This window comes from Curtobacterium oceanosedimentum (assembly GCF_020297365.1).
In the GTDB taxonomy this organism is placed as follows: Bacteria; Actinomycetota; Actinomycetes; order Actinomycetales; family Microbacteriaceae; genus Curtobacterium.
Genome location: NZ_JAIXIG010000001.1, coordinates 40,896 through 64,528, shown reverse-complemented (window position 1 = coordinate 64,528; position 23,633 = coordinate 40,896). Strand labels below are relative to the sequence as shown.

General features: G+C 72.3%; 18 protein-coding genes and 1 tRNA gene. 12 read left to right on the top strand and 7 right to left on the bottom strand.

All coding sequences use genetic code 11. The features are described 5' to 3' along the window. Positions 1-9 precede the first annotated feature (9 nt). On the bottom strand, positions 10-2,064 hold the full coding sequence (locus tag LEL83_RS00270) for a transglycosylase domain-containing protein (protein ID WP_225557275.1): 2,055 nt from the start codon (positions 2,062-2,064) through the stop codon (positions 10-12). Positions 2,065-2,230: 166 nt separating this feature from the next. Here LEL83_RS00270 and LEL83_RS00265 point away from each other — a divergent pair, with 166 nt between their 5' ends. Next, complete coding sequence (locus tag LEL83_RS00265; protein ID WP_225557274.1) at positions 2,231-2,410, top strand: hypothetical protein; 180 nt, start codon at positions 2,231-2,233, stop codon at positions 2,408-2,410. Positions 2,411-2,540: 130 nt separating this feature from the next. Continuing rightward, entirely contained in the window at positions 2,541-4,307 is a 1,767-nt protein-coding gene (locus LEL83_RS00260; protein WP_225557273.1) for a pectate lyase-like domain-containing protein, read from the top strand. 78 nt (positions 4,308-4,385) lie between these two features. Here the strand turns inward: LEL83_RS00260 and LEL83_RS00255 are convergent, their stop codons facing one another. Next, positions 4,386-4,880: a MarR family winged helix-turn-helix transcriptional regulator gene (locus tag LEL83_RS00255; protein ID WP_225557272.1), complete on the bottom strand. Its 495-nt coding sequence runs from the start codon at positions 4,878-4,880 to the stop codon at positions 4,386-4,388. A gap of 104 nt (positions 4,881-4,984) precedes the next feature. Here LEL83_RS00255 and LEL83_RS00250 point away from each other — a divergent pair, with 104 nt between their 5' ends. Both LEL83_RS00250 and LEL83_RS00245 read left to right on the top strand, forming a co-directional pair. Continuing rightward, complete coding sequence (locus LEL83_RS00250) at positions 4,985-5,917, top strand: NADP-dependent oxidoreductase (protein ID WP_225557377.1); 933 nt, start codon at positions 4,985-4,987, stop codon at positions 5,915-5,917. A gap of 40 nt (positions 5,918-5,957) precedes the next feature. Continuing rightward, positions 5,958-6,947, top strand: a complete 990-nt coding sequence (locus LEL83_RS00245) for an alpha/beta hydrolase (RefSeq protein ID WP_225557271.1) — start codon at positions 5,958-5,960, stop codon at positions 6,945-6,947. A gap of 27 nt (positions 6,948-6,974) precedes the next feature. On the opposite strand, the gene bla is transcribed toward LEL83_RS00245, so the two are convergent. Further along, positions 6,975-7,901: a class A beta-lactamase gene (bla, locus tag LEL83_RS00240; protein WP_225557270.1), complete on the bottom strand. Its 927-nt coding sequence runs from the start codon at positions 7,899-7,901 to the stop codon at positions 6,975-6,977. A 449-nt stretch (positions 7,902-8,350) separates the two neighbouring features. Between bla and LEL83_RS00235 the strand changes: the two genes are divergently transcribed. The 5 genes from LEL83_RS00235 to LEL83_RS00215 all read left to right on the top strand — a co-directional run bounded on the left by LEL83_RS00235 (position 8,351) and on the right by LEL83_RS00215 (position 13,793). Beyond that, entirely contained in the window at positions 8,351-8,989 is a 639-nt protein-coding gene (locus tag LEL83_RS00235; RefSeq protein ID WP_225557269.1) for a TetR/AcrR family transcriptional regulator, read from the top strand. 83 nt (positions 8,990-9,072) lie between these two features. Continuing rightward, positions 9,073-11,730 (top strand): MMPL family transporter, encoded by a 2,658-nt coding sequence (locus tag LEL83_RS00230; protein ID WP_225557268.1) that lies wholly within the window; start codon positions 9,073-9,075, stop codon positions 11,728-11,730. A gap of 196 nt (positions 11,731-11,926) precedes the next feature. Then, the gene (locus LEL83_RS00225; RefSeq protein WP_198656565.1) at positions 11,927-12,370 is read left to right on the top strand and encodes a MarR family winged helix-turn-helix transcriptional regulator; all 444 of its coding nucleotides are present in this window, start codon (positions 11,927-11,929) and stop codon (positions 12,368-12,370) included. 57 nt (positions 12,371-12,427) lie between these two features. Beyond that, positions 12,428-12,640 carry a hypothetical protein gene (locus LEL83_RS00220; RefSeq protein WP_110892521.1) on the top strand — a complete coding sequence of 71 codons (213 nt, stop codon included), beginning with the start codon at positions 12,428-12,430 and terminating at the stop codon, positions 12,638-12,640. A gap of 58 nt (positions 12,641-12,698) precedes the next feature. After that, positions 12,699-13,793 carry an alkene reductase gene (locus tag LEL83_RS00215; RefSeq protein ID WP_225557267.1) on the top strand — a complete coding sequence of 365 codons (1,095 nt, stop codon included), beginning with the start codon at positions 12,699-12,701 and terminating at the stop codon, positions 13,791-13,793. Positions 13,794-13,853: 60 nt separating this feature from the next. Here the strand turns inward: LEL83_RS00215 and LEL83_RS00210 are convergent, their stop codons facing one another. Then, positions 13,854-14,936, bottom strand: coding sequence for a DUF3137 domain-containing protein (locus LEL83_RS00210; protein ID WP_225557266.1), 1,083 nt, complete (start codon positions 14,934-14,936; stop codon positions 13,854-13,856). 84 nt (positions 14,937-15,020) lie between these two features. On the opposite strand from LEL83_RS00210, the gene LEL83_RS16095 reads away from it, so the two are divergent. Next, positions 15,021-17,138, top strand: coding sequence for an acyltransferase family protein (locus LEL83_RS16095; RefSeq protein ID WP_225557265.1), 2,118 nt, complete (start codon positions 15,021-15,023; stop codon positions 17,136-17,138). 166 nt (positions 17,139-17,304) lie between these two features. Here LEL83_RS16095 and LEL83_RS00200 read toward each other — a convergent pair. From LEL83_RS00200 to LEL83_RS00190, 3 genes are all read right to left on the bottom strand, one after another. After that, a tRNA-Arg gene (locus LEL83_RS00200) sits at positions 17,305-17,377 on the bottom strand. 113 nt (positions 17,378-17,490) lie between these two features. Continuing rightward, positions 17,491-18,276 (bottom strand): dienelactone hydrolase family protein, encoded by a 786-nt coding sequence (locus LEL83_RS00195; protein ID WP_225557264.1) that lies wholly within the window; start codon positions 18,274-18,276, stop codon positions 17,491-17,493. Between the two features lie 28 nt (positions 18,277-18,304). Continuing rightward, a complete protein-coding gene (locus LEL83_RS00190; RefSeq protein WP_225557263.1) occupies positions 18,305-19,726 on the bottom strand; it encodes a glucose-6-phosphate dehydrogenase in 1,422 nt (473 codons plus the stop codon). 75 nt (positions 19,727-19,801) lie between these two features. On the opposite strand from LEL83_RS00190, the gene LEL83_RS00185 reads away from it, so the two are divergent. Together LEL83_RS00185 and LEL83_RS00180 are read left to right on the top strand one after the other, a co-directional pair. Further along, positions 19,802-20,956, top strand: coding sequence for a Gfo/Idh/MocA family protein (locus LEL83_RS00185; RefSeq protein WP_225557262.1), 1,155 nt, complete (start codon positions 19,802-19,804; stop codon positions 20,954-20,956). An 82-nt stretch (positions 20,957-21,038) separates the two neighbouring features. Then, positions 21,039-23,402 (top strand): bifunctional metallophosphatase/5'-nucleotidase, encoded by a 2,364-nt coding sequence (locus tag LEL83_RS00180; RefSeq protein ID WP_225557261.1) that lies wholly within the window; start codon positions 21,039-21,041, stop codon positions 23,400-23,402. Positions 23,403-23,633 lie beyond the last annotated feature (231 nt).

Here is a 23,633-nt window from a genome sequence, read left to right as displayed (position 1 = left end):
GCCGGACCGTCAGCCGACCGGCAGCGCGGCGTTCACCGCCGTCTGCGCCTGGCGCCACACGGCGGCGCGCGATCCCGCGTAGGTGCCGCCCTGGCCGTTGGAGAACGACCGCAGGTTGTGCTTCGCACCGTCCGTGTTGCCCTGCCAGTAGGCGGTGACGGCCCGCGAGGTCCCGCCCACCAACCACACCTGGTCGGCCGCGTCTGTGGTGCCGGTCTTGCCGAACAGGGTCGCCCCGTCCGGGGTCTGCCCGCCGTCCGCCGTGCCACCGCGGAAGGCGCCCTGCATGACGTCGAACGCGGTGGCCGCGGTCTGCGGCGACACCGCCTGCGTGCAGTGCTGCGGTTGCCCGCCGAGCTCCTCGCCGTCGGGGGCGGTGACCTGGTCGATGACGATCGGGGAACAGAAGCGCCCGCCGTTCGCGATGCCGGCGTAGGCCGACGCCATGGTGAGCGGCGCGATGCTCTCGGTGCCGAGCAGCGACGCCGGGTTCCACGGCAGCTCGCCGCCCGTGGCCAGGTGCACGCCGAGTCGCTGCGCCACGTCGCGGATGTCGCACAGGTCGAGCTGCTCCGCCATCGACTGGTACGCCGCGTTGACCGACTGCGCCGTCGCCGCGCGGACGGTGTACGGGCCGCGCTGGCCGGGTGAGTCGTTCTTCGGCTGCCAGAACGCCGAGGCGGGTGCGCCGCACGCGGTCCACTCGCTGTGCGGGTGGGGCGTGCCGTCCACCACGGTGTCCGGACTCCGGCCCGCCTCGATCCAGGCGAGCAGCGTGAACATCTTGTACGTCGACCCGGTCTGGAACCCGGTCGAGCTGCCGTCCGCCTCGTCGGTGGCGTAGTTCAGCGAGGTGGCGGTGCGGGGCGCCTGGGACGACCGGTCGTGGTCGGTGTTCTGGGCCATCGTCAGCACACGGCCGGTCCGGGCCTCGACCGTGTCGAACGTGGCGCCGAGCGCCAGCCGGGTCTCGGTCTTCGGGTCGTACTGGTCGAGCAGCCGCTTCTGCTCGGCGTTCAGGTCGAGGTCGAGCGTGGTCTGGATCCGGTAGCCGCCGGTGCGCCATGCGTCCGCACGCTGCTGCGCCGTCACGCCGAGCTGCGGGAGCCGCTGGGCGATGGTCACCGCGTGGTCGCAGAAGAACTCGGCGCCGACCTCGACCGCCTGGCACCCCTGCTGCGGAGCCGTCAGGTGGACGGCGTCGGCGACGCGGGACTGCCGCGCGGTGCGGTACTCCGCCGTCGACAGGTGCCCCTGCTCGTGCATCGAGCGCAGGATCACGTTCCGCCGGGCGGCGTTGTCGCGGTGGTGGTCCGGCGTCGACAGGTCCCGACGCTCCGGCCACTGCACGATCGCGATGAGGGACGCCGCCTCGGCCGGGGTCAGGTCGGACGCCGACCTGCCGTAGTAGTGCTGCGCCGCCGACTGCACGCCGTAGGTCTGGTCGCCGAAGTAGGCGATGTTCAGGTACGCCGCCAGGATCTCCTGCTTGCTGTACTGCTCCGCCAGGCTGATCGCGAGCTTCATCTCGGCGAGCTTGCGCTGCGGTGTCCGCCGGGTCGCGTCCTCGTACGCGGCCTCGCGCTCCTCGGCGGTGGGCAGTTCGCTCGCCTGCTGGATCTTGATGTTCCGCACGAGCTGCATCGTCAGGGTCGAACCACCCGACCCGCCCTCGCCCCGAGAGGCAGCGATGCTCACGAGCGACCGGACGACGGACGTGGCGTCCACACCGCCGGTCTCGAAGAAGCGCTTGTCCTCGCCGTCGACCGCCGCGTGCTCCAGGTCGTCGTCGATCTGCTCGAGCGTGAGCTCCTGCCGGTCCTGGGCCCAGACGTCCGCCAGGTGCACCGGTGCACCGCCGCGGTACGCCCAGATCTGGTTGCGCTGCGGCAGTTGGCCGATCTCGATGTCCTCCGGCAGCGACTCGAACAGCCCGATGGCCGAGGTCGTGCCCACCCCGGCGACCGCGATGACCGGTGTCACCCCGACGCTCACCAGCAACCCGGCGAGCACGCTGCCCCCCACGAAGCCGAGCGCGGCTCCCCCTGCACGTCGCATCCTCATGTCGTCCTCCCCCTCGGCCGCACCCCCACGGGTCCGGCTCGAGGAGCGTCCCAGCACTGCTCGGACGTCTGCCGGGACTCCCCCGCGGAACACCGCCACGTCCGCTGGGAAAGTGCCGGTGTGCGCGCGACAGGAGGCCCAGGGCCGGGCCTGTACCGTGGCAGCGGTGACACGCTCCCCGCACCGACTCGCGCTCCTCGGCGCCGCGATCGCCCTGGTCGCCGGTGTCGGCCTGCTGTTCACCCCGTGGGACGGCCCCGTGATCGTCGCGGCGTGGGTGCTCATCGTCGGCGCGGCCGTGCTCGGCGCGATCACGCTCTTCCTGGTGCGCGCGCCCCGGAGCTGATCGCCCGGGATCACTCGTCCGCCGCTTGTCCGCCGTTCGTCCGACTGTCCGGACGCTCGATCGGGGCTAGCGTCGCTCGCGTGCGGCAACGACGCCGCACGATGACGAATCGAGCATCATGCAACGACGGATGAACCGGATCCTCGCGCTCGCGCTGAGCGTCGGTGTCGTGGGGGCACTGGCACCGGCGGTCTCGGCCCAGGCGGTCGCCACGAGCGACACCCCGGACTTCGGCAGCAACGTGAAGATCTACGACCCCTCGGTCCCCGCCTCGACCATCCAGGCCGACGTCGACGCCGCGTTCACCAGCCAGCTCCGCAGCACCACCGCGCAGTTCGGCACGCAGCGGCACGCCTTCCTGTTCAAGCCCGGCAACTACGGGCGGGTCTGGGCGAACCTCGGCTTCTACACCTCGATCGCCGGGCTCGGGAAGAACCCCGACGACGTGACCATCAACGGCGCCGTGAACGTCGACTCCGGGTGGAACGCCGGCGACGAGAAGAACGCGACGCAGAACTTCTGGCGGTCGGTCGAGAACGTCGCCATCGCGCCGGAGAGCGGCACCGACCGGTGGGCCGTGTCACAGGCGGCACCGATGCGCCGCGTGCACGTCAAGGGCAACCTGACGATGGGTCCCTCGAACCAGGACGGCGGCCAGGGCTACTCCTCCGGTGGCTACATCGCCGACAGCAAGGTCGACGGGACGGTCACCTCCGGGTCCCAGCAGCAGTGGTACACGCGCAACTCGACGATCGGCTCGTGGCAGGGCGGCAACTGGAACATGACGTTCTCCGGCGTGCAGGGCGCACCGGCGAACGACTTCTCGAAGAGCTACACGACGCTCGGTACCACCCCGACCACGCGCGAGAAGCCGTACCTGTACGTGGACTCGTCGAACAAGTACCACGTGTTCGTCCCGTCGCTGCGGCAGGACTCGAGCGGCGTCACCTGGCCGAACACCGCCGGCACCGACATCCCGATGCGGAACTTCTACGTCGCCCACCCGGGTGACTCCGCGGCGACGATCAACAGCGCGCTGGCCCAGGGCCTGAACCTGTTCTTCACGCCGGGCACGTACCAGCTCGACGCGGCGATCACCGTCACCCGACCGGACACCGTCGTCACGGGCATCGGGTTCCCGACCTTGGTGCCCACCAGGGGCAACGCGGTGCTCACCTCGACGGACGTCGCCGGTGTGAACGTGTCGAACCTCGTCGTCGACGCGGGCACGCAGAACAGCGCGCAGCTCGTCCGCCTCGGCACGTCCGGGTCGCACGTCGACCACGCCGGTGACCCGCAGAGCATCCAGGACGTGTTCTTCCGCGTCGGCTCGAGCGTGCAGGGCAGGGCGACGACCACGCTCCAGGTCAACGCCGACGACACCCTCGTCGACCACATCTGGGCCTGGCGCGCCGACCACGGCGGGGCACCGACCGGGTGGACCGTCAACACCGGCGCGACCGGCGTCGAGGTGAACGGCAACGACGTGCTGGCGACCGGGCTGTTCGTCGAGCACTACCAGCAGTACGAGGTGCTCTGGAACGGCAACAACGGGCGGACGATCTTCTTCCAGAACGAGATGCCGTACGACGTGCCGGACAACGCCTCGTGGCGGAGCCCGACGGGCGACGGATGGGCCGCGTACAAGGTCGCGTCGAACGTCACGAAGCACGAGATCTGGGGCGGCGGCGTCTACTCGTTCTTCAACGTCAACCCGAGTGTCCACGCCGACCGCGCGTTCGAGGTCCCGCAGACCGCGGGCGTCCGGGCGCACAACCTGGTCACCGTCTCGCTCGGTGACACCGGCACGATCTCGAGCATCATCAACGGCGTGGGCGGTGCGGTGCCGACGCCGGCCGGCAACACCGCGCCGAACCGACTGACCGCGTACAACTGATCGGCGCCCGCGGGAGCGACCGCTCCTGACGGCGTGACGGCCGACCGCTCCCCCGAGCGGTCGGCCGTCGTGCTGTGGTCAGCTGCGCCGTCGGGTGGCCGCCGACCGCGGGGGGTCGGCCCGGAGGTGCTCCGCCGCCCTGCCGAGGATCCGTGCGAGATTGTCGACGTCGGCGTCCGACATCGTCGCGAACAGCAGCTCGTGCACGGCGGCGATGTGCCCGGGGAACACGTCCGCGAGCACGGCCCTGCCGGCGTCGGTGACGGTGACGACGGTGCTGCGTTCGTCGTCCGGCGACGGCGCCCGGGTGACCAGACCACGCTTCTCGAGCAGCTGCGCCTGGTAGGTCAGCCCGCTCCGGCTGTAGACGACGCCGTCGGCCAGGTCCGTCATGCGCTGTCGCCCGTCCGGGGAGTCGCCGAGCCGGGCGAGCAGCTGGAACTGCACGGAGCTCAGGCCCCCGGCGTCGCGCAGCTGCTGCTCGACCGCGTGGCGCAGCAGGCTGCTCACCTCGGTGAAGGCGAAGTACGCCCCGAGCTGCGTCGGGGACAGGGACGTCGGCGCTCCGGTCATGTCTGCATCCTACCTGTTGCTTCGAGTTCGAAGCAGTGGTAGCGTCCTCACCAGTTGCTTCGAACTCGAAGCAAACGATGCACCACACGACGAAGGGCACGATCATGCAGGCAGTACGGTTCCACGAGGTCGGCGGTCCCGAGGTGCTCCGCACCGAGGACGTCGACCAGCCCACCCCGGCCGCCGGGCAGGTGCGACTCCGCGTCGCCGCTTCGGCCTTCAACGCCGCGGACGACGGGATGCGCGGCGGGTTCCTGCCGATCCCGGTCCAGCTGCCGCACGTCCCCGGCTACGACGTCTCCGGCACCGTCGACGCGCTCGGCGAGGGCGTCGACGGGATCGCCGTCGGTGACGCGGTCATCGCGTTCCTGCCGATGGAGCGCGACGGCGGCGCCGCCGAGTACGTGGTCGCTCCGGCCGACGCGGTCGTCCCGGCACCGACGACCATCCCGCTCGCCGACGCCGCGGCGCTGCCGTCCGTGGCACTCACCGCCTGGCAGGCCCTGTTCGACGACGGGCAGCTGCAGGCCGGCCAGCGCGTCCTGGTCATGGGCGCCGGCGGCGTCGTCGGGAAGTACGCGATCCAGCTCGCCGTCCGCGCGGGCGTCCACGTCATCGCGACGGCCAGTCCCCGCAGCATCGACGCCGTCCGGGCCGCCGGTGCGGACGAGGTGGTCGACCACACCACCACCGACGTGCGCGAGGCGGTGTCCGAGCCGGTGGACGTGCTGCTCAACCTCGCCCCGATCGACCCGGAGGAGTTCGCCGCCCTCGTCCCGCTCGTCCGCGACGGCGGCGCGGTCGTCAGCACCACGGCGTTCATGGCGACCCCGAGCGACGAGTCCCGCGGCGTCCGAGCGGCGACCGTCTTCGTGCTGCGGAACCGCGAGCGACTGGCGGAGCTCGTGTCGCTGGTCGACGCCGGCGCCCTGACCGTCGAGGTCACCCGGCGGATCCCCCTCGCCGAGCTCCCGGCACTGCACGCCGAGGCCAGTGAGGGACGCGTCGCCGGCAAGGTCGTGGTGACCGTCGCGTGACACCGCACCCGGCGCCGCCCGCCGCGGATACGCTCGGGGCATGACGGACCGGGGGTGGCACGAGGACGTGCTCGGCGCACCGTTCGAGCGCCTCGAACTGCCGCTCGGCTCCGACGCCGAGGGGCCGGTCGTCGCCACCCTGGTCCGCCGCCGGCACACCCCGACGGACATTCTGTTGCACGGCCGCGGTCCGCTGCACGGCGTCGACGTGCTGTACGTGCACGGGTGGTCGGACTACTTCTTCCAGGTCGAGCTGGCCGAACGGCTCGAACGGCTCGGTGCCCGGTTCCACGCCCTCGACCTGCGCAAGTACGGCCGGAGCCTGCGGCCACGCCAGACACCGGGCAACGTGGACGACCTGGCCGTGTACGACGAGGACATCGCCGCCGCCCTCGACGCGATCTCCGCCGAACACCCCGGCTCGGGGTCCCGCCGGCTCGTCCCGATGGGCCACTCCACCGGCGGGCTGACCCTGTCGCTCTGGGCGGCCCGGCACCCGGAGCTCGTCGACGGCCTGATCCTGAACAGCCCGTGGCTCGAGTTCCAGGCCACCGCGGTCGGGCGGGCCGTCGTCGCCCCGGTCATCAAGCTCGGTGCGCGACGGAACCCGCTCGCACCGATGCCCGCGGTCGACCCCGGCTTCTACACCCGGACGGTCTCGGCCGAGGGCGAGGGGTCGTGGACGTACGACCAGCGGTGGCGCCCGGAGCGGGGCTTCCCGCTGCACCCCGGGTGGCTCGCCGCGGTGTTCGACGGTCAGGCACGGGTCGAGAAGGGGCTCGGCATCCGGGTGCCGACCCTCGTGATGCTGAGCGACAAGAGCATGCTCCAGCCCCGGTGGGACCCGGGGATGGCCCACGCCGACGTCGCGCTGAACGTCGACACGGTGGCGCACCGGGCGCTGTCGCTCGGCGACGAGGTCACGGTCCGTCGTCTCACCGGGGCCCTGCACGACGTGGTGCTGTCCGCGCCGGACGTGCGGGAACGGGCGTACGACACGATCGGGCGCTGGGCCACGACGCTCCGCTGAGCGCCCGCTGGGCCGCCGGCAGGCGGGTCAGCCGGACAGCCCCGCCACGGCGGCCCGGGTCGCCGCTGCCACGAGGGCGTCCGACGGTTCGTCGTCGGGGCCGGACCGGCTCGTCATGACCACGAGCACGATGGGCTCCCGGCCGGGCGGCGTGACGATCGCGATGTCGTTCCGGACCCCGTACGACGCCGTCCCCGTCTTGTCGGCCACCCGCCACGACGGGTCCACCCCGGCGCGGATCGTGTCGTCGCCGGTGGTGTTGCCGAGCATCGCGTCGCGGAGCACCCGCCGGTCGTCCGCGTCCAGGGCGTCGCCGAGCAGCACGGCCCGGAGGTCCGCCGCCGACTGCTCGGGCGTCGTCGTGTCCCGCGGGTCGCCGGGGGTCGCCTCGTTCAGGTCGGGTTCGACCCGGTCGACGTGGGTCGTCCGGTCCCCGATGCCGCGCAGCCACCGCTCGACGGCGTCCGGCCCGCCGAGCCGTTCGACCAGCAGGTTCGCCGCGGTGTTGTCGCTGTACCGCAGTGCCGCGTCGACCAACTCGCGCACCGTCATCCCGGAGTCGACGTGCTCGCTCGTCACGGGGGCGTACTCGAGCAGGTCGTCGCGGTCGTAGCGCACGACGGTCGACAGGTCCGCCGTCGAGGACGCGTCGAGCACGGCCGCCGCGATGGCCACCTTGATCGTCGAGGCGAACGCGAACCGCTCGGACGCACGGTGCGCGACCGTCCGACCGCTCCCGGTGTCGATCGCCGTGACCCCGAGCCGCGCGTCGTACCGCCGCTCGAGCGCGTCGAACGCCCGGGTCGTCGCCGCGTCGTCGCCGGCCGGCACCGCCGACGGGGTCGCGGAGGCCGAGGCCCCTGCTCCACCCGTCGCGGTCGCCGGCCCTCCGTCGGGCGTCCCCGAACACCCGGTCAGTCCGGCCAGCAGCAGGGCCGCCAGGGCCGCCGTCATCGTCCTCGTCCCACCTCGCACACTCCGAGCCTGCCCGACCAGCGTGCGATCACCCTGAGCGGCGCGTCCCTGCCCGCCGCCCGACCCACCCGCCCGAGTGGCCCGTCCACGGCGGCCCCGCTGTCGGGTCGGTCGGCTCCGGCGTGCTCCGCCGCGACCGGGAGACGGGCGAGACCACCCCGCTGCCGTGGGACGACGTCGCGCGCTGAGCGCTTGACGGTCCTGGTTCACGATCCTCGGGGTCCACGAACCGGAACCGACAGCGCGCGGAGACCGGACCGTCGTCCCGCGCCCGTCACGTGCGCAGACGACGGACGGGAGGCCCGTGGCGGCGCCCGCACGGGCCTCCCGTCCGACACCCGGCCCGGTGCACCGCACCGGGGGACGAACCTGGGGAAGTCCCCTGTCTCGTTGCACCGAGTGCATCGATGCACCTAGTGTTCGACACCGTGACCATCGTGACCGACCGCCGTGCTGCCCTGAAGGCGAAGCACCGTGCGGCGATCCTGCAGGCGGCACGCGACCTGATCGACGAGCGCGGCGGGCGTGACTTCGGCGTCGACGACCTGGCCGCCCGCGCGGACATCGCCCGGCGCACGGTCTTCAACCACTTCGCCTCGCTCGACGAGGTCCTGCTGGCCGTCTGCGAGCAGGAACTGTCGGTGATCATCGACCGGTTCCTCGCCGACATGAGCAGGACCCCGGTCGGTGACGGCAGTCGCGCGTCGATGTTCGACGAGCTCGAGTCGGCGGCCCGCGGCGCCGACCTGGCCCCGGCGATCGCCAGCATGTACCGGATCCTCGGTGCGCCCGGCAAGGACGACCCGAAGGCGGCGGTCCTGACCCAGACCGCGTTCTCGCGCGTGACGGAACGGCTCCGCGCGGAGGTCGCGCGACGCTACCCGGCCGCCGATCCCCTGGACGCCGCACTGCTCGTCGAGTCGCTCATGAGCGGCATCGTCGTCATCGCGGACCACTGGCTCGCGACGTCCGGCCCCGAGCTCGACCGACCGGCGCTCGACGCGTGGGACCACCTGCTCGCTCGACTCGTGCACAGCGTCCGCAGCGGCTACATGGCCGACGGCTGACCCTGCCGCCTCCTCATCCCCAGGGGTCCACCGGCGCACCCCGCACCACCAGCACCTGACAGCGAAAGGACGCAGACCACAGCATGGCCGGTCTCCTCTACCGTCTCGGACGGTTCTCCGCACGACGCCACTGGCTCGTGATCATCACCTGGGTCGTGATCATGGCCGTCGCCGGCGTGACGTACACGCTCTTCGCCGGCACGATCTCGTCGTCGATCACGATCCCGAACACCAAGACCAGTCAGGTGCAGGACCAGCTCGCCGACAAGTTCCCGTCGGCGAACGGCGGCAACGGGACGCTCGTCTTCGAGACGACGGACGGCAAGCGGTTCTCGTCGGCGCAGCAGTCCGAGATCGACGACTTCCTGACCGGCCTCGAGGACCTGGACGGCGTCAAGGGCGCCACGAGCGGCTTCGACACCCAGCGGCAGCTCGACGACCAGCGGCAGGAGATCACCGACGGCCGCGAGCAGATCGAGTCCGGCCGGGCGAAGATCGAGCGCGGCCAGGAACAGCTCGACGCCCGGAAGGCAGAGGCGGAGTCCGGCAAGGAGCAGATCGCCGCGGCGCAGGCACAGCTCGACGCGCAGAAGGCCCAGGCCGAGGCGGCCGGTGCCGCCGGCGCAGCCACCCCCACCGCCCAGGCGCAGGCAGCGGCTGCCCAGCTGCAGCAGGCCCAGGCGCAGATCGACGCACAGCGGGAGCAGCTCGAGGTCGGCGAGCAGCAGCTCGCCGACGCACAGAAGACGATCGACACGAACAAGCAGAAGCTCGACGACAGCGAGCAGGAGCTGGAGCAGGGCTCGGAGCTCCTCGACCTGTCGAAGGACATCCGCTTCGTGTCCCAGGACGGCAACGCCGCGATCGGCACCGTCCAGTTCACCACCTCGACGTACGAGGTCCCCGCGGACACCAAGACCGCGATCGCCGACGACGCCGAGTCGGCCGACATCGAGGGCGTCGAGGTCTCCGTCTCGAACGACATCGCGCAGGGCGTGCCGTCGATCCTGGGCCCGGGCGAGATCGCCGGTGTCATCATCGCCGCGATCGTGCTGCTGCTCATGCTCCGCACCGTCATCGGCGCCGCGATCCCGCTCATCAGCGCCGTGCTCGGCGTCGGGGTGGCCTCGCTCGCGGCGCTGTCGTTCTCGAGCCTGGTCGAGTTCATCTCGGTCACGCCCGTGCTGGGGGTGATGCTGGGCCTGGCGGTCGGCATCGACTACTCGCTCTTCATCCTGAACCGGCACCGCACGCAGCTCAAGCAGGGCATGCAGGTGCACGAGTCGATCGGCCTGGCGAACGGCACCTCGGGCAACGCCGTGGTCTTCGCCGGTGCGACGGTCATCGTCGCGCTCCTCGCCCTGAACATCACGGGCATCCCGTTCCTCGGCCTCATGGGCTCGGTCGGTGCGGTCGCGGTGCTCTTCGCGATCCTCATCGCCACGTCCTTCACCCCGGCGCTGCTGTCGATCATCGGCATGCGGATCCTGCGGAAGAAGGAGCGCTCCTCCATCGGTGACACGGGCGCCACGCGCGTCCCGGACAAGCCGATGTCGACCTGGCGCGCGGTCATCACGCTCGTCGCCGGCGTCGCGGTGCTCGGCACCATCGCCCTCCCCGCGACCCAGATGCGCCTCGGCCTGCCCAGCGGTTCGTCCGAGGCGGTCGAGTCGACGCAGTACCAGGCGTACAAGACGCTCGAGCAGGAGTTCGGTGCCGGCCAGAACGGCCCGCTGCTCGTCGTCGCGACCCTGCCCGAGTCGATCAGCAAGAGCGACGTCACCGCCACCGAGGTCACCATCGGCCAGGCCATCGCGAAGAACGACGACGTCGAGGCCGTGCTGCCCATCGGTGCATCGGAGGACCGCGACATCATCGCGTTCCAGGTGAAGCCCGCCGGCGGCCCCGACAGCGTCTCGACCGAGGAGCTCGTCAAGGACCTGCGCGAGCAGACCGTCTCCACCGACGACGGCAAGGTCACCCTCGGCGTCGCCGGCAACGCGTCGGCGAACATCGACGTGTCCGAGAAGCTCTCGAACGTGCTGCCGCTCTACCTCGTGGTGGTCGTCGGGCTGTCGCTGATCATCCTGATCATCGTGTTCCGCTCGTTCCTCGTGCCGATCACCGCGACCGCGGGCTTCATCCTGTCGGTCCTGGCGTCGTTCGGTGGGCTGACCGCGATCTACCAGTTCGGCTGGCTCGGTTCGGTGTTCGGGGTGCACGACCCCGCGCCGATCCTGAGCTTCCTGCCCATCATCGAGATCGGCATCCTGTTCGGTCTGGCGATGGACTACCAGCTGTTCCTGGTGTCCGGCATGCGTGAGGCCTACGCCCACGGCGCGAGCGCGAAGGTCGCGGTCCAGCGCGGGCTGCACGCCGGTCGTGCCGTGGTGACGGCCGCGGCGATCATCATGATCTCCGTGTTCGCGGGCTTCATCTTCTCGGAGTCGTCCACCATCAAGCCGATCGGGTTCGGGCTGGCGTTCGGTGTGCTCGTCGACGCCTTCGTCGTCCGCATGCTGCTCATCCCCGCCGCGATGCACCTGCTCGGCAAGAGCGCCTGGTGGTTCCCGAAGTGGCTCGACCGGATCGTGCCGGACGTCGACGTGGAGGGCGCGAAGCTCGAGCGCACCCACCCGACCTCGGGCCACGAGGACACGCACACCGGGGCGCACGCGCTCCCGGTGGAGCCCGACGCGAACCCGCACGACGCGGGCCACCCGCCCGCGCACCGCGCGTAGTCGACGCACCCGGCCTGGAGGCGCGGGTCGGCCCACACGGGTCGGCCCGCGCCTCCAGGCCGTTGCGTTCCGGTGCGTGCGCGGGATCCGACAGAGCACGCGTCGAACGACGCGTGTGCTGTCGGACGACGCACGCGCACTCGGAGCGATGGACCGACCCCGGTGACACTTCGTGCACGAACGGTACGCTGGGCGCATGACCGAGACCGCACCGGACCCGCTCGCGCTCGACCGGCAGCTCTGCTTCGCGCTGGCCGCGACGAGCCGCAGCGTCATCGGCCTGTACCGCGACCTGCTCGAGCCGATGGGCCTGACGCACCCGCAGTACCTCGTCATGCTCGCCCTGTGGGAGCGGGACCCGCGGTCGGTGCGCGAGATCGCCCGCGAACTGCGACTCGACTCCGCGACCCTGAGCCCGCTGCTCAAGCGGCTCGAGGCCTCCGGCTACGTCCGCCGCACCCGCAGCGCCGCCGACGAACGCCAGCTCGAGGTCTCCCTGACGACCGCCGGACACGCCCTGCGCGACCGCGCCCAGGCCGTGCCGCTCGCCGTCGCCGACCGACTCGGGTGGCCGCTCGCCCGCCTGGAGTCGCTGAAGGACGAGCTCACCGAACTGCTGGAGCGCGTCGACCAGGTGTGATCTGCCGCGATCGGTGGCACAATGGTTCGTGCACGAACGAATCGAGAGGACGGACCCGTGGGACGCTTCGGCCAGTGGTACGAACGGTGGAACACGACGCTCATCGACAAGATGGGCCCCTCGCAGATCGGCGCCGGGCGACCCGAGGGCATCGACGACCGCACGATCGACCGCGGCTGCCCCCTGTGCGGCAAGCCGCTCTCCCTGCACCAGGTGATCCGCCCCGAGGGCCAGGTCCGCTCGTCGACGCTGGTCTGCCCGCGCGACTGACGCTGAGGAACTCCTCCGAGTCGGAATTGCGCCGCGCAACACGTGGTTCAACGGACACGTGAAGCTCTTCGAACCCGCCACCCTCGGCGCCCTGTCCCTGTCGAACCGCATCGTGATGGCCCCGCTCACGCGGACCCGCGCCGGCGAGCACGGCATCCCGAACGACCTGCTCGTCGAGCACTACCGCCAGCGCGCGAGCCTCGGCATGATCATCACCGAGGGCACCTGGCCCGTGCAGGAGGGCCGCTCGTACCCCGGGCAGCCCGGCATCGAGACCGACGAGCAGATCGCCGGCTGGCGCCGCGTCACCGACGCCGTGCACGCCGACGGCGGCACCATCGTCATGCAGCTCATGCACGGCGGCCGGGTCTCGCACACCGACATCTCGCAGACCCCGCGCATCGTCGGCCCCTCGGCCATCGCGGCGCCCGGGCAGACTCACCTGGCCGACGGCTCGAAGGCCGACATGCCGGTGCCGCACGAGCTCACCACCGCCGAGGTGCAGGAAGCCGTGCAGGGCTTCGCGCAGGCCGCCCGCAACGCGATCGCCGCCGGGCTCGACGGCGTCGAGGTCCACGGCGCGAACGGCTACCTGGTGCACGAGTTCCTGTCCCCGGTGTCGAACACCCGCACCGACCAGTACGGCGGCTCCCCCGAGAACCGCGCACGCTTCGCGATCGAGGTCACCACGGCCGTCGCCGAGGCGATCGGCGCCGACCGCACCGGCATCCGCCTGTCGCCGCAGCACAACATCCAGGGCGTGCTCGAGGAGGACGACGCCGACGTGCGCGCCACCTACACCGCTGTCGCCGAGGGGCTCGCGCCGCTCGGCCTCGCCTTCGTCGACGTCCTGCACGCCGAGCCGACCGGCTCGCTGGTGCAGCACATCCGCACCGTCGCGGCGGCCCCGTTCGTCGTGAACTCGGGCTTCTCGTCGCTGACCACCCGCGACGAGGCCATCGCCATCGTCGAGGGCGGCCACGCCGACGCCGTCGCGGTGGGCCGTGCGGCCATCGCCAACCCGGACCTCGCCGAGCGCTGGGAGCAGGACGCCGAGCTCAACGAGCCGCGCCCCGAGCTGTTCTACGGCGCCACGGCCGAGGGCTACACCGACTACCCGACGCTGGCCGACGCGCGCGCGTCGGTCGCGTAGTCGACGCACCGAAGAACTGAGGGAAGGCCCGTGGCGACACCGCCACGGGCCTTCCGTCCGTCAGTGGTCGAGGACCGAGCTCGAGCCGACGACCGCGACGGCGAGCGGACCGCTGTAGGACACGCAGACCACGCCCATCCACGCGATGCCGGCCCACGTCGAACGCACGCGGCTCTTCCGCCGGTCGCGCAGCACCAGGCGGCGGCCGGCGGCCGCGATGGCGTCCGCCCGGCCGTCCTCGAGCAGTGAGCGGTCGTCCTGGTACCGGGCGGCGGCGCGCACGATCCGGGGCACGACCTCGGTCAGCACGGCCTCGACGCGGATCCACGGCCCCGGACGCGACCAGTCCGCGGTCCCGGGCGCCGAGAACACCACCCGGTCGTCGATCATCTCGACGTTCCAGCCGGGGGCGTGGTCGACGAGCGCGGCCATCACGTCCGGGGTGAGCACGTACAGGGCGTCCTGCCCGTAGTCCTCCGGCGCCCACACGCGGAAGTGCCGGTCGAAGTCGCCCTCCAGCGACATCCGCTGCCGGTGACGGAGCACCACCGGCAGGTCACTGCGGCGGCCGTCGTTCGCCGTCGCGTCGAGGAGCAGGTGCGGCAGCGTGCCGGGCAGCCGCACGACGACGTAGGTCCAGTCCCGCGAGACCATCCACCGGCGCAGGACCGAGCCGAACTCGACGTCCGGGACGCCGTCGGCGTGCACGGGCGGGGAGCCGAAGCGCGGCCACGCACGGATCCCCGAGTACCGCGGCGTGACCATCGAGTCGAGGGGCTTCGGGCGCACGGGCAGCAGGGGGTAGCCGCTGGCCGCCCCCGTCAGGACGGCACGCGCCTCGTCCGGAGGCAGCGGCTGCGGGCGGTCGCTCCGGACCAGGAACACGACGAGCCCGACGACGCCACCGACGAGCACCACGAGCCAGACCACCCAGCGCACGACGTCGCCGACCCCGCCGCCGTCGTGCACGAGGGCGGTCCCCCACACGACGAGTGCGGACGCGAGCCAGGCGAGCGGGACCTCGATCGCCAGGAGCAGCACGGTCCACCAGCGTCCGTGCGGACGCCGACCGTGCGGCAGCGGCAGGTCCGCCGTCCTCGCCGCGAGCTCCTCGTCGGGCGCGGTCAGCCAGCGCAGGTCCATCGGTCCCCCTCCCGTCGAGGATCGTAGCGGCCGGCCGACGATCGCACGCCCACCGGCGGGACGCGGTCTCCTAGGATCGACGCAGTGAGTACAGCAACGCCGGGCGAGCGGGGCCCCGCGCACCGAGCGCGCGAAACGACACGGTGGGACATCCAGGGCCTCCGCGCGTTCGCCGTCCTCGCCGTGGTGGTCTACCACCTGTGGCCGGGCGCCCTGCCCGGCGGGTTCGTCGGGGTCGACGTGTTCTTCGTCATCTCCGGGTTCCTGATCACCGGCCTGCTGGTGCGTGAACAGGTCGAGACCGGCACCGTCCGACTCGGCCGGTTCTGGTCACGCCGGGCCAAGCGCCTGCTGCCCGCCGCGTTCCTGACGATCGTCGTCACGGGCACCGCGGTGCTCGTCGCCGTGCCGAGCGCGCTGTGGGGGCAGTACGGGCGCGAACTCATCGCCTCGACGATCTACCTGCAGAACTGGGAGCTCGCGGCGAACGCCGTCGACTACCTGGGGTCCGCCGAGGGGCCGTCCCCGTTCCAGCACTTCTGGTCCCTGTCGGTCGAGGAGCAGTTCTACATCACCCTGCCACTGCTGCTGGTCGGGGTCGCCACGGTGGCGCGGGGGCGGTTCGCTCCCCTGACCACCGCGCGCCTGCTGCTCGGCGCCGTCGTCGTGCTGTCGCTGGTGTGGAGCGTCGTGCAGACCGCCACGAACCCCGGGGTCGCCTACTTCTCCACGGGCACCCGCGCGTGGGAGTTCGCACTCGGCGGGCTCGTCGCCACCGTCCGCCTGCCCGAGGTCCGGACCGAGGTCGCCGGTCGCGTCCGGCTCGTCGGCACGTCGATCGGTCTCGTGGCGCTCGTGCTGTCCCTCGTGGTGATCACCCCGGAGACGGCGTTCCCCGGGGCCGCGGCGCTCCTCCCCGTGGCGGGCGCGGCCCTGGTGGTGCTGTTCGGCGGCGGGACCGTGTTCGAGACGGTCGGCGCGCTCGGCCCGGTGGCGTTCGTGGGGCGGATCTCGTACGCGCTGTACCTGTGGCACTGGCCGCTCGTCGTCATCCTGCCGATCGTGCTCGGCCACCCGCTCGACGGGGCGACGAGCACCGCGGCGCTCCTGGTCGCCGTCGGCCTGGCCACCGCGTCGACCCTGTGGTTCGAGGAACCGGTGCGGTTCTCGACCTGGCTGCGGCACCTCCGGCCGCGCGGGGTCGCCTCCCTCGCGGTCATCTGCTCGTTCACCGTCCTGACCCTCGGCGCCGGCACCCTGACCGCCGTCGACGTGCAGCAGGTCGAGGCCGCGAAGACGGCGCAGCGGATCACCACCGAGCAGCAGGACGAGGACGACGAGTCCTGCTTCGGGGCTGCGGCGCGGATCGGCTTCGAGGACGCCTGCACCGACCCCGAGCTCGCCGACGTCCGCGTGCCCGCGCCCGCAGCCGCCGCGGACGACGACGACAACCGCGCCGAGTGCTGGCACGGTCGGTTCCGGACCTGCGTGCTCGGCAAGGAGACCGGGTGGTCGAAGCGCCTCATCGTGCTCGGTGATTCGCACAGCAACGCACTGCTCGGGGCGTACGAGCAGATCGCCGACGACAACGGGTGGCGGATCGACCTGGCCGGGGTCGGCGGCTGCTACCTGACGACGGCGCAGCAGGACGCCGTGAGCCTGCAGGCCATGCGCGGCTGCAACGCGTGGAAGCACGCCGCGATCGACTACGTCCGTGAACACCGCGACGCCGACGCCCTGGTCGTGACCCACGCGACGAACCAGATGCCCGTCAGCCTGCCCGCCGGTCCCCGCCGCGACGCCGCGACCCGCAACGGCATGGTCGACGCCTGGGAGCAGGCCGCCGGTGACGAGCTGCCCGTCATCGCGATCCGCGACAACCCGATCCCCCAGCGCGACGTGATCGCCTGCCTCAGCCGGATGTCCGGGCCGACGACCGACGCGTGCGACCGTCCCCGCTCCGAGGCCCTCGGCACCACCGACTCGACGGTCGAGGCGGTCGCCGCGTTCCGCGAGGCCGGTGGCCGTGCGGCGGCGATCGACCTGAGCGACCACTACTGCACGGCGACGAGCTGCCCCGCGGTCGTCGGCGGCGTCGTGGTCTACCGGGACACCTCGCACATCACGGCCACGTGGGCGACGTCGCTCGAGCCGTACCTGGAGCGGGCGTTGCAGCGCCGGCTCGCCGCGTTCGAGCGCTGACGCGGAGGCGCGGGCGCGTGCGCTCGGGGGTGCGGAGCGTGCGCGTGTGATCGCTGCACGTGCACTTCGCGCGGGGCGGGAGAGCGGCGCGGCAGCTCGCACGAGAACGTCTCCGCCCGGGAACGACGAAGGCCCCGGCGATGTCGCCGGGGCCTTCGTCTCACTGTGCGCTCGAAGGGACTCGAACCCCCAACCTTCTGATCCGTAGTCAGATGCTCTATCCATTGAGCTACGAGCGCGTGGCCTTGCGGCCGTGGAAGACTCTACAACAGCTGCGGCGCGGGCGCCAATCGAGGCCCTCCGACCCCCGCTCTCGGCGTGTCGCGGGGAGCCCGGTCGCCGCACGAGCCCGTCACAGTCCGGCCGGCTCCTCGTCGAAGACCTCGGCCAGGAACACCCGCAGCGCCTGCCACGACCGACGGTCCGCCCGCGCCTGGTACTGCGCGCCGTGGTCGGGCGCGTCCGTGCCGGGCACCGCGAACGCGTGCATCGCGCCCGAGTACGTCACGACCTGCCAGTCGACCTGTGGTGCGGCGCGCATCTCGTCCTGCCACGCGTGCACGGCCTCGTCGGGCACCATCGGGTCCGCTCCCCCGGTGAGCACCAGGACCCTGGCCCGGATCGCCGCGGCGTCCGACGGCTCGTGCACGATGAGGCCGCCGTGGAACGACACGGCACCCACCAGGTCGGCCCCGGTCCGCGCGAGCTCGAGCGCGGTGGACCCGCCGAAGCAGTACCCCATCACGACGACCCGGGTGGGGTCGACGTCGGGGTCGGCGAGCAGCCGCTCGAGACCGGCGGTCGCCCGGGCGCGGAGCAGCGGCAGGTCGCGGTAGAACCCGCCCGCCACCTCACCCGCGGTGTCGTCGCCCGGGCGCACCCCGGCGCCGTAGACGTCCGCGCCGAACGCCACGTACCCGAGCCGCGCGAGCATCGTGACGCGCGCCTCGACGTGCTCGTTGACCCCGTGCCAGTCGTGCACGACCAGGACGGCGGGACGCCGGCCGGCGATCGCGGCGTCCTTCGCGAGCACGCCGAGCAACTCGGTGCCCTCGTGGTCGTACCGGACGGGCTCGACACGGATGTCGGCCCCGGCGGGCTCGGGAGCGGTCTGCAGGACGTCGTCGGTGGTGGTCACGTCACCCGACGCTACGCCGCCCGTCGGCTCAGCCCTCGATGTTGTCCCAGTCGTCCGGACCGTTCGAGCCCGCCGCGTACTCGTCGAGCGGAGCCTTGCCGCTCGCCCACGCGTCGAGGAACGGCGCGACGACCTTCCAGCCCTGCACCGCGCTGTCCCCGCGCACCGACAGCGTCGCGTCGCCCTCGAGCACCCCGGCGAGCACCTCGCCGTAGGCGCTCAAGCGTCCCGGGTTGAAGGTCACGTCGAGGCTCGTGTGGTCGATCGCGTACGGGTCGCCCGCACCGTTGACGTTGAGCTCGAGCTGCATCTCGTCGGGCGCGATCCAGATGCGCAGCCGGTCGGGCAGCACCGCACCCGTCAGGCCGAGCGGCACGTGCGGCGAGTCCTTGAACGTGATCACGATCTCGCGGCGCTGCTTCGCGAGCGCCTTGCCCGACCGCAGGGTGAAGGGCACCCCGGCCCAACGCCAGTTCGCGATCTCCAGGGTGAGCTGCGCGAGCGTCTCGGTGCCGAGCGACGGGTCGACGCCGTCCTCGTCGACGTACGACGGCAGCTGCCGGTCGCCGACCGTGCCGGCGGTGTACCGGGCGCGCTTGCCGGCGGCGACCGGGTCACCGCCCCAGGGCCGGACGGCACGCAGCACGAGCTCCTTCTGCGTGCGCAGGTCGTCGGCGTCGATCGAGGCGGGTGCCTCCATCGCGACGACCGCCATCACCTGCAGCAGGTGGCTCTGGATCATGTCGGTGAGCGCACCGGCCTTGTCGTAGTAACGGGCGCGTCCCTCGAGGCCGAGGGTCTCGTCGTACACGATGTCGACGCGCTCGACGTGCTGCGACGACAGCAGCGGCTCGATGATGCGGTTCGCGAAGCGCAGCCCGAGCAGGTTGAGCACGGTCGAGCGACCGAGGAAGTGGTCGACGCGGTGGATGCGCTCCTCGGGGATGAACGAGTGCAGCAGGTCGTTCAGGTGCGCGGCGCTGTCGGCGTCGGTGCCGAAGGGCTTCTCGAGCGCCAGACGGGTCCCGGCGGGCAGGTCGATGTGGGCGAGCTGCTCGCAGCTCTTCTCGGTGACGGCCGGCGGCAGCGCGAAGTAGACGGCCGGGTCGTGGTCGCACGCGTCGAGCAGCGCCCGCAGGTCGTCCGGGTCCGTGACGTCGGCCTTCCGGTAGGTCGAGGCGTCGACGACGGCGCGCAGGCGCTCCGGCAGCGTGGCGTCGCCGGAGGCGCCCTCGTCCTCCTCGTTCTTCGAGGCCTGCGCGTTCTCGAAGGACTCGCGCACCTGCGCCTTCCACTCCTCGTCGGTCAGGTCCTCGACGCCGGCGCCGACGAGCTGGACGTCCCAGTCGTCCTTGACCTCGAGCAGGGTGGCGAGGCCGGGCAGGAGCAGGCGCTTGGACAGGTCGCCGCTCGCTCCGAGGATGAGCAGGCTGGTCTGGAGGCTCGACATGCCCTCGACCGTACTCACCGAGCCCGGCGCACGACCGGTCGGTACGGTGGTGGCAGTCGGGCGCGAGGGAGCACCATGAGCAGTGGGTACGAAGGACGGCGCCTCCGTGTCGCCGTGGTCGGGACGGGCATGATCGCCGGCGTCCACGCCCGTGCCGCCCGGGCCTCGGGTGCGGACGTGCTCGGTGTCCTCGGCCGCACCGCCTCGCGATCTGAACAGGCCGCCGAGCAGCTCGGACTCCCCCGCGGGTACGCCTCGCTCGACGAGGTCCTGGCGGACGCCCCCGACGTCGTGCACGTCTGCACGCCCAACGACCAGCACCACCCCCAGGCGCTCGCGGTGATCGCCGCGGGCGTCCACGTGGTGTGCGAGAAGCCGCTGGCGATCGACCCGGCGCAGGCCGCCGAGCTCGTCCGCGCCGCGGCGGACGCCGGCGTCGTCGCCACGGTGCCGTTCGTCTACCGGTACCACCCGATGGTCCGCGAGGTCCGCGCACGCATCGCCGACGGCGACCTCGGCCGGTTGCTCGCCGTGCACGGGCACTACCTGCAGGACTGGATGCTCGACGAGGACGCCTCGAGCTGGCGGGTCGACCCGACCTCGAGCGGACTGTCCCGGGCCTTCGCCGACATCGGTTCGCACTGGTGCGACCTGGTCGAGTTCGTCACGGGTGAGCGGTTCGCCTCGGTCTCGGCCGCGACCGACATCGTCTACCCGACCCGCCCTGCCGCCTCGGGTCCGTCGTTCTCCGGTTCGCCCGACCCGGACCCCGTCGCGGACGCCGGCGACCGTGCCGAGGTCACCACCGAGGACACCGCCGTCGCCACGTTCCGCACCACCACCGGGCGCATCGGCAACGTCGTGATCTCGCAGGTCGCCGCCGGCCGGAAGAACCGTCTGTGGTTCGAGGTCGACGGCACCCGCGGCTCGGCGGCCTTCGACCAGGAGCAGCCCGAGTCCGCCTGGTTCGGCAACGAGCGCGGCGCGCAGGTCGTCGTCCGCGACCCGTCCCAGGGGCACCTCGACCAGCGTCGGCTCGCCGTCGTGCCGTCCGGCCACCCGCAGGGCTACCTCGACGCGTTCGCGGCCTTCGTCGCCGACACCTACGCGGCGGTGCGGGGCGGGACGCCGGAGGGCCTGCCGACCTTCGCCGACGGTGCCCGTGCCGCCGAGGTGGTGCACGCCGTCGTGACGAGCGCCGCGACCGACGCGTGGCAGGAGATCCGCTGACGCCGGCGTCGTGTGAACTCCGCGTGACGACTTCGCAGCACCTCTGGCGCGTCTCCTGTGCATCCTCGTAGATTCCCCGTCGATGAACCTCCACTCCTCCATGCGCCGGCGACGGCGTGCCGCCGGCGGTGCAGCACTCGCGACCGCCGGCGTCCTCGTCGCCCTGTCCCTCCCGTCCGCCGCGGTCGCCGCACCGGGCGACACGACGATCGACCTGTACAACGTGAACGACTTCCACGGTCGCATCGCCCAGTCCATCTCCAAGCCGGTGCCGCGTGACGGCGACGCCGCCGGAGCCGCCGTCCTCGCCGGGGCCCTGGAGCAGCTCCGCGGAGCCGACACGTCGACCTCGGCGTTCGTCAGCTCGGGCGACAACATCGGTGGCTCGACGTTCGAGTCCTTCATCGCGAAGGACCAGCCCACCATCGACGTGCTCAACCAGATGGACCTGTCGGTCAGCGCCATCGGCAACCACGAGCTCGACCGCGGCCAGGACGACCTGCGCGACCGCGTCATCGGCGCACCGGACGCGCGCAACGCGAAGTGGGACTACGTCTCCGCGAACATCCTCGACGCGGCCACCGGCAAGCCCGCGTTCGACCCCTACGCGATCGAGGAGATCAGCGGCAAGCGCGTCGGCTTCATCGGCGCGACCGTGGACCTGGTCGGCCAGGGACTCGTCAGCCCGGACGGCATCGCCGGCCTGCGGATGGGCGACATCACGACCGAGGTCAACAAGGTCGCCGCGCAGCTCTCCGACGGCGACGACACCAACGACGAGGCCGACGTCCTGGTCCTCCTGGTGCACGACGGCGCCGAGACGTCGGCCGCGGCGGACCTGAACGGCAGCGGCGACTTCGCCCGCGCCGTGCGCGGGGTGTCGCCCGAGGTCTCCGCGATCCTCTCCGCGCACACCCACCAGACGTACGTGCACTCGGTCGTGCCGACCGGCGGCACCGTCGCCCGCCCGGTCATCCAGACCGGTTCGTACGGCTTCAACCTCGGGCACGTGCAGCTGACCGTCGCGGCCGACGGCACCGTCACGCCGACGACGGCCGAGAACATCCGGCTCGTCGACGGCACGTACCCGGCGGACACCACCGTGAAGACCACCGTCGACGCCGCCCTCGCCGCGGCCGAGGAGGCCGGCAAGGTCGAGCTCGGGACCGTCGACCGCGACCTGCGCCGCGCCGTGCAGACGGACCGGTCGGAGAACCGCGGCGGTGAGTCGACCCTGGGCAACTTCGTCGCCGAGGTGCAGCGCACCGCGACGAAACGTCAGGGGTCGCAGCTCGCCTTCATGAACCCGGGCGGGCTCCGCGCGGACGTCCTGTCCGGCTCGGTCACCTACAAGGAGGCCGCGGTCGTCCAGCCGTTCGCGAACACGCTGGTGGTCCTCGACCTGACCGGCGCACAGATCCGGCAGGCGCTCGAGCAGCAGTGGCAGCCGTCGACCGCGAGCCGTCCCTTCCTGAAGCTCGGCGCGTCGAAGGGCTTCACCTACACCTACGACCCGAAGGCCGACGCCGGCTCCCGCATCACGTCCATGACGCTCGCCGGCGAACCGATCGTCGACGCCACCACCTACAAGGTGACCGTCAACTCGTTCCTCGCCAGCGGTGGGGACAACTTCGGCGCGTTCAAGGCCGCCGCCGCCAAGCAGGACAGCGGCAAGGTCGACCTCGAGGCCCAGGTCGAGTACTTCGAGGCGAACCGTGCCGTCGAGGTCGACCAGACCCAGCGCGCGGTCGGCGTCCGGGTCACGCCGACCCCGGCCGGTGGCTTCCAGCCCGGCGACGAGATCGACCTCGACCTGTCGTCACTGGTGTTCAGCAGCGACGACGCCACCGAGGCCGGCACCGTGTCGGTCAGCGCCGACGGCGAGGTGCTCGCCTCGTCCGTGATCGACCGGACGATCGTCGACACGACCGACGAGCAGGGCCGCGCGTCCCTGACCGTGACGGTCCCGGAGATCGAGGCGCCCGCCGCCCGGGCCGCCGCCCGCACCGCCGGCTCGGTCTCCCTGGCCGCCGCCGCGGAGCCGGTCGCCACCACGGACGCCCCGCTCGTCGTGACCCTGCCCGGCGGGCAGCGGGTCACCCTCGCGGTGACGATCCCGGTCGCGGCCGCGGTCGACCCGACGGACCCCACGGACCCGACGGACCCGACCGACCCCACGGACCCGGCAGACCCGACCCCGGGCACGGGCGGCGGGGTCACCCCCGAGCCCGGCACGGGTGCCGGCGGCGATGCCGGGACCGGTGACGGCACCGGCATCGGCGACGCGGACGACGCACCGCGTGCTGGTGGCGACCTCGCCTACACGGGCGCCGACCTGGCCGCTCCGGCCGTCGCCGCCGGGCTCCTGCTGCTCGCCGGGATCACGGCACTCGTGGTCGCCCGCCGCAAGCGGGCTCGACGTGACGCGACGGTCCTGACGGACTGAAGCCGAGCCTCCAGGCACACGCCGGAACGGGCCGTCTCACCCTGGTGAGGCGGCCCGTTCCGCGTCAGCCTGGAGGCCCGGTGCACGTCCGGCACGTCGCGCGCGTGGTCCGGCGGTCACGCCGACTGTGCATTCTTCGTCCGGCCCTGCTGTTCCGCGGATCCGCGCGCTATCCTCAGCCCTGTCGCTCCGCGACGCGTCGCGCCGGGTCGCCTTCAGCAAGTCGACGGT

Bases quoted from the DNA above. Each gene is read 5' to 3' on its own strand.
- LEL83_RS00270 (WP_225557275.1), bottom strand. From the start codon at position 2,064: ATGAGGATGCGACGTGCAGGGGGAGCCGCGCTCGGCTTCGTGGGGGGC.
- LEL83_RS00250 (WP_225557377.1), top strand. From the start codon at position 4,985: ATGCAGGCAGTACGGTTCCACGAGGTCGGCGGTCCCGAGGTGCTCCGC.
- LEL83_RS00230 (WP_225557268.1), top strand. From the start codon at position 9,073: ATGGCCGGTCTCCTCTACCGTCTCGGACGGTTCTCCGCACGACGCCAC.
- LEL83_RS00245 (WP_225557271.1), top strand. From the start codon at position 5,958: ATGACGGACCGGGGGTGGCACGAGGACGTGCTCGGCGCACCGTTCGAG.
- LEL83_RS00180 (WP_225557261.1), top strand. From the start codon at position 21,039: ATGAACCTCCACTCCTCCATGCGCCGGCGACGGCGTGCCGCCGGCGGT.
- LEL83_RS00225 (WP_198656565.1), top strand. From the start codon at position 11,927: ATGACCGAGACCGCACCGGACCCGCTCGCGCTCGACCGGCAGCTCTGC.
- LEL83_RS00260 (WP_225557273.1), top strand. From the start codon at position 2,541: ATGAACCGGATCCTCGCGCTCGCGCTGAGCGTCGGTGTCGTGGGGGCA.
- LEL83_RS00190 (WP_225557263.1), bottom strand. From the start codon at position 19,726: ATGTCGAGCCTCCAGACCAGCCTGCTCATCCTCGGAGCGAGCGGCGAC.
- LEL83_RS00210 (WP_225557266.1), bottom strand. From the start codon at position 14,936: ATGGACCTGCGCTGGCTGACCGCGCCCGACGAGGAGCTCGCGGCGAGG.
- bla (WP_225557270.1), bottom strand. From the start codon at position 7,901: ATGACGGCGGCCCTGGCGGCCCTGCTGCTGGCCGGACTGACCGGGTGT.
- LEL83_RS00255 (WP_225557272.1), bottom strand. From the start codon at position 4,880: ATGACCGGAGCGCCGACGTCCCTGTCCCCGACGCAGCTCGGGGCGTAC.
- LEL83_RS00185 (WP_225557262.1), top strand. From the start codon at position 19,802: ATGAGCAGTGGGTACGAAGGACGGCGCCTCCGTGTCGCCGTGGTCGGG.